Annotated in this window: 8 protein-coding genes; 4 read left to right on the forward strand and 4 right to left on the reverse strand. The window is 65.0% G+C overall.

Features of this window, described 5'->3' with window-relative positions; translation table 11 throughout:
- Positions 1 to 136: 136 nt before the first annotated feature.
- Both DBR22_RS14950 and DBR22_RS14955 read right to left on the reverse strand, forming a co-directional pair.
- Positions 137 to 946 (reverse strand): class I SAM-dependent methyltransferase, encoded by an 810-nt coding sequence (locus DBR22_RS14950; protein ID WP_258229222.1) that lies wholly within the window; start codon positions 944 to 946, stop codon positions 137 to 139.
- Between the two features lie 164 nt (positions 947 to 1,110).
- Positions 1,111 to 1,497: an STAS/SEC14 domain-containing protein gene (locus DBR22_RS14955; RefSeq protein WP_108599678.1), complete on the reverse strand. Its 387-nt coding sequence runs from the start codon at positions 1,495 to 1,497 to the stop codon at positions 1,111 to 1,113.
- Between the two features lie 135 nt (positions 1,498 to 1,632).
- Between DBR22_RS14955 and DBR22_RS14960 the strand changes: the two genes are divergently transcribed.
- From DBR22_RS14960 to DBR22_RS14970, 3 genes are all read left to right on the forward strand, one after another.
- Positions 1,633 to 3,255, forward strand: coding sequence for a sensor histidine kinase (locus tag DBR22_RS14960; protein WP_258229223.1), 1,623 nt, complete (start codon positions 1,633 to 1,635; stop codon positions 3,253 to 3,255).
- Between the two features lie 55 nt (positions 3,256 to 3,310).
- Positions 3,311 to 4,834: a putative bifunctional diguanylate cyclase/phosphodiesterase gene (locus DBR22_RS14965; RefSeq protein ID WP_108599680.1), complete on the forward strand. Its 1,524-nt coding sequence runs from the start codon at positions 3,311 to 3,313 to the stop codon at positions 4,832 to 4,834.
- 211 nt (positions 4,835 to 5,045) lie between these two features.
- Positions 5,046 to 6,131, forward strand: a complete 1,086-nt coding sequence (locus DBR22_RS14970; RefSeq protein ID WP_258229224.1) for an EAL domain-containing protein — start codon at positions 5,046 to 5,048, stop codon at positions 6,129 to 6,131.
- A 92-nt stretch (positions 6,132 to 6,223) separates the two neighbouring features.
- Here the strand turns inward: DBR22_RS14970 and DBR22_RS14975 are convergent, their stop codons facing one another.
- Positions 6,224 to 6,475 carry a DUF6480 family protein gene (locus DBR22_RS14975; protein WP_108599681.1) on the reverse strand — a complete coding sequence of 84 codons (252 nt, stop codon included), beginning with the start codon at positions 6,473 to 6,475 and terminating at the stop codon, positions 6,224 to 6,226.
- A 145-nt stretch (positions 6,476 to 6,620) separates the two neighbouring features.
- Between DBR22_RS14975 and DBR22_RS14980 the strand changes: the two genes are divergently transcribed.
- Positions 6,621 to 7,052: a hypothetical protein gene (locus tag DBR22_RS14980; protein ID WP_108599682.1), complete on the forward strand. Its 432-nt coding sequence runs from the start codon at positions 6,621 to 6,623 to the stop codon at positions 7,050 to 7,052.
- 15 nt (positions 7,053 to 7,067) lie between these two features.
- Here the strand turns inward: DBR22_RS14980 and DBR22_RS14985 are convergent, their stop codons facing one another.
- Positions 7,068 to 7,871, reverse strand: coding sequence for a glycerophosphodiester phosphodiesterase (locus DBR22_RS14985; RefSeq protein ID WP_108599683.1), 804 nt, complete (start codon positions 7,869 to 7,871; stop codon positions 7,068 to 7,070).
- Positions 7,872 to 7,875 lie beyond the last annotated feature (4 nt).

The following is a 7,875-nucleotide window of genomic DNA, read 5'->3' on the forward strand; positions in this document are numbered from 1 at the left end:
AGTCCTTTCCGCGAATACCGATTTTAGTAAGGGTACTTATAAGTACCCTTCCAAGCCGGCTTTGTGTCAAGAGCCAGGCAAGGGGCACTGCCAAACCTGCGGAAAGTGTGCGGAGAACGCGCCTCGGTGGCGGAAATTACTGCCTTTTGCGCAATACGGCAAAGTACCCCGGGACCAGGCTGTCACCCAAGGCATCCGTCATCGGATTCGTCTCAATCGTGGCCGAGCCATCTTCCAGCACGGACCACCGGTCAGCCGGCACCGCACGGGCGAGCTCCTCCGGTCCAAAGCGGCCAGGCATCGGAAGCTTCCGGATGGCGAGTTCCAGCGGTGCCGGGATATTCCGTAGCGATGCGCCGAGGTGCGAAACATACTCCACCGGGTTTCCCTGAAAGTTCGTTTCAGCCAGGAAAACCGTGCCCCGGACCCCCACCAACTCCAGCATGTTCTCCATCAGCGCTGCCTGGTCTGCCCGGTCGAGGACGTGGAGCACTCCACGGATAAACACGTTGGCGTCCCCCGGTTCCCGCAGCCCGGCGCCTGCCCCGGGCTGCGTCATGTCGCGCTCGAGGTAACTGACATTGTGGATGCCGGCAGCTTCTTCGCGGGCACGGGCCACTGCATGCCCTGACACGTCCACGCCCAGAACCCGCGGATAAAACGCTGCCAGTGCCCGGCTGAACCCGCCGTGGCCGCAGCCCACATCCACCACGGGCAGGCCGGGATCGAAATGCCGCTTGAGGACCTCGTGGTAGCCCAGCACCTCATGGTCCGTGCCGGAATCCCACAGCACCTCGCTCCGGGACCCCGTCCTGGCTATTCCTTCCCAGTAGCGGTCCCAGGCCACAGCCCTGTCCTTCGGAGCAGCGCGGGACAGGCGGATGAGCTTGGGGAGGATCAGGTACTTCCGGAAGGCGGAGCGCACTGATTCAGCTGGGGAGGACACCGTTCAAATATAGGCCCGGAACGCCTTCCGGACGTGTTGGCCGGACTGTCCCTGGTCCGCAGGTCCCCGTCCGGGCCCAGCCAGGTTCCCGTGACCGCGTCCGGGTTCCAACGGCCCCGGCTGGTTCCAATGGTCTCCTCAGGGTAACTGCCGGGCGGCCCGTCTCAGGCCCCGGCCACCGGTTCCTTCAGCAGCCACGCCATCGCCTCGTCCCGCGAGGTGAAAAACCGCGTGGGACACGGCAGTTTGTTGATGCCAAGGATGAAGTTGGCCAGCACTTTATCCACGGGCGAAGCTCCCAGCAGCGCAATGCGGGACGCCTGGCAGGGACGGCCAAAAACTGCGCGCGCTCCCCTGCTGACCTGGGCCGTGCTCGCCATATCCACCAGCATGGGATGCCTTCCGGCGCCGCAGAGCTCGTTCACGCCACGCATGGCAGCCTCGGCGTCGGCCTCGGAGATTGACACGCCCCGCGGCCACGTCAGCTGGATGACGCCGTGGCCATCCAGCGCCAGATCCGCCTTGACACCATCTCCCGGCTGATTCGTCACGATAACCCTCCACGCATATTTATGAGGAACTGCTGAGCGCCGTCCCCCTACAATGTACTCATTCACCAGTGAACTGGTGCTACATCAGCAGGCGAAGGGGACAGGTTGCCAGGGGACACTCCACATGTCGCAACGGTGCCGTACCTGGCAATCGTTGCCGACCCCGACGCCGCGCGCCGGCAGTCGAGCACGGCAGCCCTGGAAACCGCCGGGTTCACTGTCAGCGCCACGGCAGATTCCGCCGGCCTGTCAGCCCTCCTTGACCGCTCCGCACCCCACGTCCTGGTCCTGGACAGTTCCCTCTCCGACATCGAGGCGGCGGCTCCAGCCCTGGTCCTCGTGGACCTCGACAGCCCGGCCGAGGTTAAGGCCGTGGAACACGCCGGAGTGCGTGACTGCATCGCCAAACCGCCGGTGGCAAAGGAGCTCATCCACCGCGCAACGGCGCTCATCAACCTGGTCTCGCGCCGGAACGAGGCCCGGCAGGAAGCAGAGACGCTGCGTGAAAGGCTGCGTCAGGTCTCAGCTGCGGTCCGCGGCACCAACGACCCCCAGCAGATCGCGGACCTGGTGGTGAAGGGGTTCGGTGAAACGTTCGGCGCCGACCGCGTCTGGCTGACAACGTTCGACGACGAGCGGGTACCTCCCATCACAGCGCAGTGGCACCGGACCAGGCTGGCACCACTGCCTGATGGGCTGTTCAGCGATGAGGAATCCGCCCAGCGCACGGCGGACTCCCTGTGGACGCGGGCGGAGACCCTGACGGTGGAAGGCACCCACCTGTCCGGCAATGACGACGACCAGCTGCCGGCCGAACTCGCTGCACTGGGCGCCGCTGCATCGGTAACTGTTCCCATGGGGGAAGGCAATTCATCCCTGGGGATCATCTGGATGGCCCTCATGGACTCGCCCAGGGAGTGGTCCAGGGCGGAACTGGGACTGATCCAGCACGTGGCCGGCAATGCGGCCCACGGCCTGATCCAAAGCCACCTGATCACCAGCCAGCAGCAGGTGGTCAAGCAGCTCCAGCAGCTGGACAAGGCCAAGACTGACTTCCTGGCCACCGTGAACCACGAACTCCGCACCCCGCTGACCTCGATCATGGCGTACCTGGACATGATCCAGGAGAACACCTCCGATCCGGTCTCCCACGAGGTCCACCAGATGCTGGACATCGTGGTCAGGAACACCGAACGGCTGCGTTTGCTGGTTGAAGACATGCTCAGCGTTTCCCGGAACGGGCACGAAGAAAGTCCCCTGCACCTGACACCGGTCCGGCTCGCGCGGACACTGGAGATTGTCACGGCTGCCCTCAGGCCGCTGGCCACTCTGCAGAACGTCACCATCGCCATTGCGCCTGCCCCCGAAGACCCCGAAATCCAGGCTGATGAGGTGCAGCTGCAGCAGGTCTTCACGAACCTGGTCTCCAACGCCATCAAGTTCACACCAGGAGGTGGGCGGATCGACGTCGGCACGGTCCTTCAGGCGGATGCCGACGGCACGCGCCGCGCGACGGTCAGTGTTTCGGACACCGGGATGGGAATCTCCCAGGACGAGATAACCCACATTTTCACCCGTTTCTACCGCGCCTCCAACGCCATGTCCGGGGCGGTTCCCGGGACAGGCCTCGGACTGGCCATCACCCAGGACATCGTCAAACGCCATGGCGGCCGAATCGACGTTGCCTCGGAGCTTGGCGCAGGGACAACCGTCAGCGTGAGCCTTCCCCTCGACGGCCACGCGGCGCGGGTTCCCTGACCAGCACCGGTTTGTGACGGATGCAGGATCCCTGAAACCCGGAAAGGAGGCCCCGATGTTCAACGACGACGACCCCAGACTGTCCCAGCTGCTGGACGGCATCGTCCGGCTTGCCTCCGGCGACCTCCAGTCACGGATTGAGGTTTCACCCGCCCGCGACGAACTCGACGCCATCATCATGGGCACCAACCTGCTGGCCGAAGACCTGCAGATCATCTACGAGGAACTCGAGCAACGGGTGGAGGTGCGGACGCAGCTCCTCCACGAGGCGCACCGCGAAATGCAGAAGATGGCCATGCAGGACCCGCTTACCGGACTGGCCAACCGCTCGGCACTCCTGGCGGCCCTGAAGTCCTCGCAGGACGGCGACGACCAAACCCAGACCCAGCCGGTCATCCTGCTCCTGGACCTCGATGCCTTCAAATCCATCAATGACACCCTCGGCCACGCGGCCGGTGACGAAGTTCTGATCACCGTTGCGGAGCGCATCCGCAACGCCGTCCGGGCCACCGATGTTGTGGGCCGGCTGGGAGGCGACGAATTCGCCATCGTGATGCCTGCCACCAGCGTTGACCAGGCTGCGATCGTGGCCCAACGGATCCTGGCCGCCCTGAAGGAGCCGATCGAGCTCCCGGACCGTACCATCCGCTGCGGGGCAAGCATCGGGCTCAGCATCGGGGAAGCCAGGCGGACGCCGGAGGACCTTCTGATGGAGGCCGACGTCGCGATGTACGCCTCAAAAGCCGAGGGGCAGAACCGGCTCCATGTCTTCGAACCCGGCCTCCTCCTGGTCCGCCGGCTCCGCAGCCAACTGCTGGACGATCTCCGGGCCGCCATCAAGGGTGAGGGCCTGGTGCTGCACTATCAGCCCGTGGTGGAGCTGGATTCCGGGCGGATCGAAGGCGTGGAGGCCCTGGTCCGCTGGAACCACCCCACGCGCGGCCTGATCATGCCGGACGAGTTCATTCCGCTGGCCGAAGACGCAGGGCTCATCTCCGAGCTGGGCCTGTGGGTCCTGACCACCGCGGTGGGCCAACTGCGCACCTGGATCGACGCCGGCGTGGCGGACAGCCGGTTCTCCGTCCGCATCAACATCTCCGCCACAGACCTGCAAAGCCTCCAGTTCATCGAGGACGTCCGCGGCGTCCTGAAGGAAACCGGGGTCCGGCCGGAACAGGTTGTCCTGGAACTGACCGAAGTGGCCATCGTCAAGGGCAATGAGCTGGACCGGTATTCGCTGGGCGGCCTGCGCGGCCTGGGCGTCGGAATTGAAATCGACGACTTCGGAACGGGCTACTCCTCCATCAGCTACCTGCGCAGGCTCCCCGTGGACCGGGTGAAGGTGGACCGATCGCTGATTGTTGGCCTGGGTACGGATCCCAGCCAGCCGCCGCTGGTGGCGGCCGTCCTCCAGCTGGTCCGCGCCTGCGGCCTGGAAGCCGTGTGGGAGGGCGTGGAAACGGCCGAACAGGCCGAGCACCTCAGAAGCCTCGGCTGTCTCAGCGCGCAGGGCTACTTCTTCAGCAAACCGGTCCCGCCGGAGAATATTCCGGAACTGCTGGCCAGGACATCGGCTTAAAGTAATACAGGTTGATGATTGAGGGGCTGCGCTTTGGTTCGTGCCGATATACGATCAAGTTGCGGTACCCGTTTCTTCGCAGCTTTCTTCTCGGCCCTGGAGAACGGCATCCATCAGAACCACCGAATTCTGAAAGCGTCTGAAACTTGAAAACAAAAGGGCCAACGGGCAATTACTACGTCAACTGGGGGCGTTGCTAATGACTGTTCGGGTGCAAGCATGGGGAATTATCGCTGCCGTCCTGGCGGATTCCGATCCGGCTGGAGCAGCAATACGCCAACGTCTGAGCGACAGCCTGGCCGAAAACCCGGGCGTGCCTGAGCGGGCGCTGCTGGAATACCTCCTGGACCGCCGCCAGCAGGATGGCGCGGACGGGGGCACTCACGACGCCGCCCGCGCGCCTCAGCCGCTGAACGCGATGCCGCCGCTGCTGGCCGAGCGGTTGGATTCGCTGCGCAGCCTGTCCCGGATCAGCGCGCTGCTGGAAAACCAGATGCTCATGACTGCGTTCCAGCCGATTTACGGCCTCGAGTCCAGGAGGGTCGTTGGCGTTGAGGCATTATCGCGGTTTGTCAGCGACGACGGCGCAGGGGCCGAACTCTGGTTTGCGGAAGCCGCAGCCGTCGGCCTCGGAGCCAATCTGGAATTCTCGGCACTGGCGTCAGCTGCCGCTGTGGCGGCGACCCTTCCGCAGCACCTTTACGTTGCCCTCAACATCTCGCCGAAATCATGCCTCGATCCACGGCTGCCTGAATTGTTTGATCACATCGAGCTGCCAATAAGCCGCATCGTGCTCGAATTGACCGAGGGAATTCCGGATGAGGAATACTCACATTTTGTTTCCGCAATTACGCCGCTCCGTGAACGCGGGCTGCGCATAGCAATTGACGATTCCCACCCCAATGCCGGCACCCTCAGCCGGATGCTGCACTTACGGCCCGACTTCATCAAACTGGGCCGGAATACGATCAGCGGCGTGGACCTCGATCCGTCGCAGCATGCGCTGGCCTCATGTCTGGTGGACTTTGCCGAGCAGACGGGCACCGTCCTGGTGGCGGAAGGCGTCGAAACGCCCGAGGAACTCCGCGTCCTCACCGAGTTGGGCTTCAGCGCCGGCCAGGGCTACCTGCTGGGACGGCCGTCCGTCCGGCCCAAGGACTGGGCAGCATGGAACACCCCGCTCGATCCCGAAGGACTCCGCCGCATCTCCGCCGAAGACGGGCACGCCGCCGAAGACAGGCAAACCACACAGGACAGGCATGCTTCCCACGGTTCCAGCGGCTCTGACCGGCACTGACACACACTGATCCGACGTTTCCAGCGCCGACACAGGCGCTCCAGGGAGGACAGGCGCCGCAGGGCACCTGTCCTCCGAGCGTTTGAAGCGGGCTACTCCGCGTGCCCCTGATCGCCGCTCATCTGGTCCTCAGCGGGTGGAGTTTCGCCCGGCGGAACTCCGCCGCCGGGCTCCAGGCCGGTGATGTTTCCTTCTGCGGGGTCGGGATTTGCCGAGGCTGCAGAGTCTTTCGCAGACTGCTGGGGCTCCGTCGCTGAATCCTCGCGCGCAGACCGCCCGCGCCCTGGCTCCTGCCGTGGCTGGTCGGGGTTCGCGGGGTCATTCTCCGGATGGTAACTGCTCATGGTGCGGCTTCCTCTCATCCATCAGGTGCGGTTTCTCCCGCAGCTCTGGACTAATTGTAAGCATGCTGATAATTCTGGAAACGTAGCGTCCCCGCGCACTGGCAGGCAGTTGGCCGGCGTGCATCGTCACTAAAGGAGCAGTCAGATGGGCATTGGAGACAGCATCGGCAAGGCAGCGGAAAACGCCATGGAAGATCTGGCGGGCACGTCCTCGCCCACGGAAGGCACGCGCGTCCCGGAGCCGACCGATCCGAACAGCGACGTTGAAGTCCACTCCTCCATCAGCGAGGGCTCCAACGCCATGGAAGCCGAGAAGGAGAAGGCGCCCGGGCTGAAGCCAGGCCCTGCTACCGGACCGGTGTCCGCCAACCCCAGCGGATCTGACCGCAGCGGACCGGCCGAATCAACGGAGTCTTCAGAGGCGGACACGGGAGGCTCAGCGGCGACGGCGGACGCGGGGGACGTTCCCCGTGATGTGCCAGGTCCCGGCGGGCTTCCGGAGGGCGATCCGGACACGTTGCGGGCCGATCCCGGCGAGGGCGACGAGGATCCGTCCACCAATCTTGGGCGCAGCTGACCCCACGGCCCCGGATCAGTCCCGGGGCCACCCGCCCCGTTCCTGCAGCACCCGGGTCAGCAGGTCCGCACGGTCAGTCACGATCCCATCCACGCCGAGGTCCAGCAGCCGGTGCATCTCGGCGGACTCGTTGATGGTCCACACATGGACCACCAACCCGAGGGTGTGCGCACGCCGGACTGAAGCCGGGGTTACTACCCGGATGGCACCATAGCGAACGGGAACCTGAAGCGCCTGAACGTCGCGCAACGGGCCGCGCAGGACAAAGCGCAGCAACGAAACCGGAAGCAGCGGCCCCAGCAGGACGAACAGCGAGATGGTCGCCCGGCCTGCCGACGACGCCACCGGGCGGCTCAGCAGCTTCAGCACCGCCCGGCGTCGGCGGTCAGAAAAGCTGGCCACCAGGACGCGGTCGTGGGCGCCGTGGCGTTCGATGCCGGCGGCCAGGCTCCGCACGGAGTTCCAGTCCTTGACGTCCAGGTTCAGCCGGACATCAGGGAACTCGGTGAGCAATTCGTCAAACAGGGGAACCGGTTCGCGGCCGCCGATCCGTGCCGCGGCCACATCTGCGGCGGTCAGCTCGGAAATCTTCCCGCGGCTGTCCGTCACCCGGTCCAGGGTGTTGTCGTGAAACAGGACCAGCACGCCGTCGGCCGTGGTGTGGACGTCCGTTTCGAGGTGCCGGTAGCCGAGTTCGACGGCGGCGCGGAAAGCGGCCATCGAGTTTTCCAGCCCCTCACGGGAAAATCCGCGGTGGGCCATGGCGATGGGCCCGGCCGGAGCATCGTCCGGGGAACGCTCGAAGAAGGGCAAGGTCACGTTG

The sequence above is a fragment of the Arthrobacter sp. HMWF013 genome, assembly GCF_003061105.1.
Classification (GTDB): Bacteria; Actinomycetota; Actinomycetes; order Actinomycetales; family Micrococcaceae; genus Arthrobacter.

What these genes read in the sequence shown, in the direction of transcription:
- DBR22_RS14965 (WP_108599680.1), top strand. Translation starts at nt 3,311, where the DNA reads ATGTTCAACGACGACGACCCCAGACTGTCCCAGCTGCTGGACGGCATC.
- DBR22_RS14975 (WP_108599681.1), bottom strand. Translation starts at nt 6,475, where the DNA reads ATGAGCAGTTACCATCCGGAGAATGACCCCGCGAACCCCGACCAGCCA.
- DBR22_RS14980 (WP_108599682.1), top strand. Translation starts at nt 6,621, where the DNA reads ATGGGCATTGGAGACAGCATCGGCAAGGCAGCGGAAAACGCCATGGAA.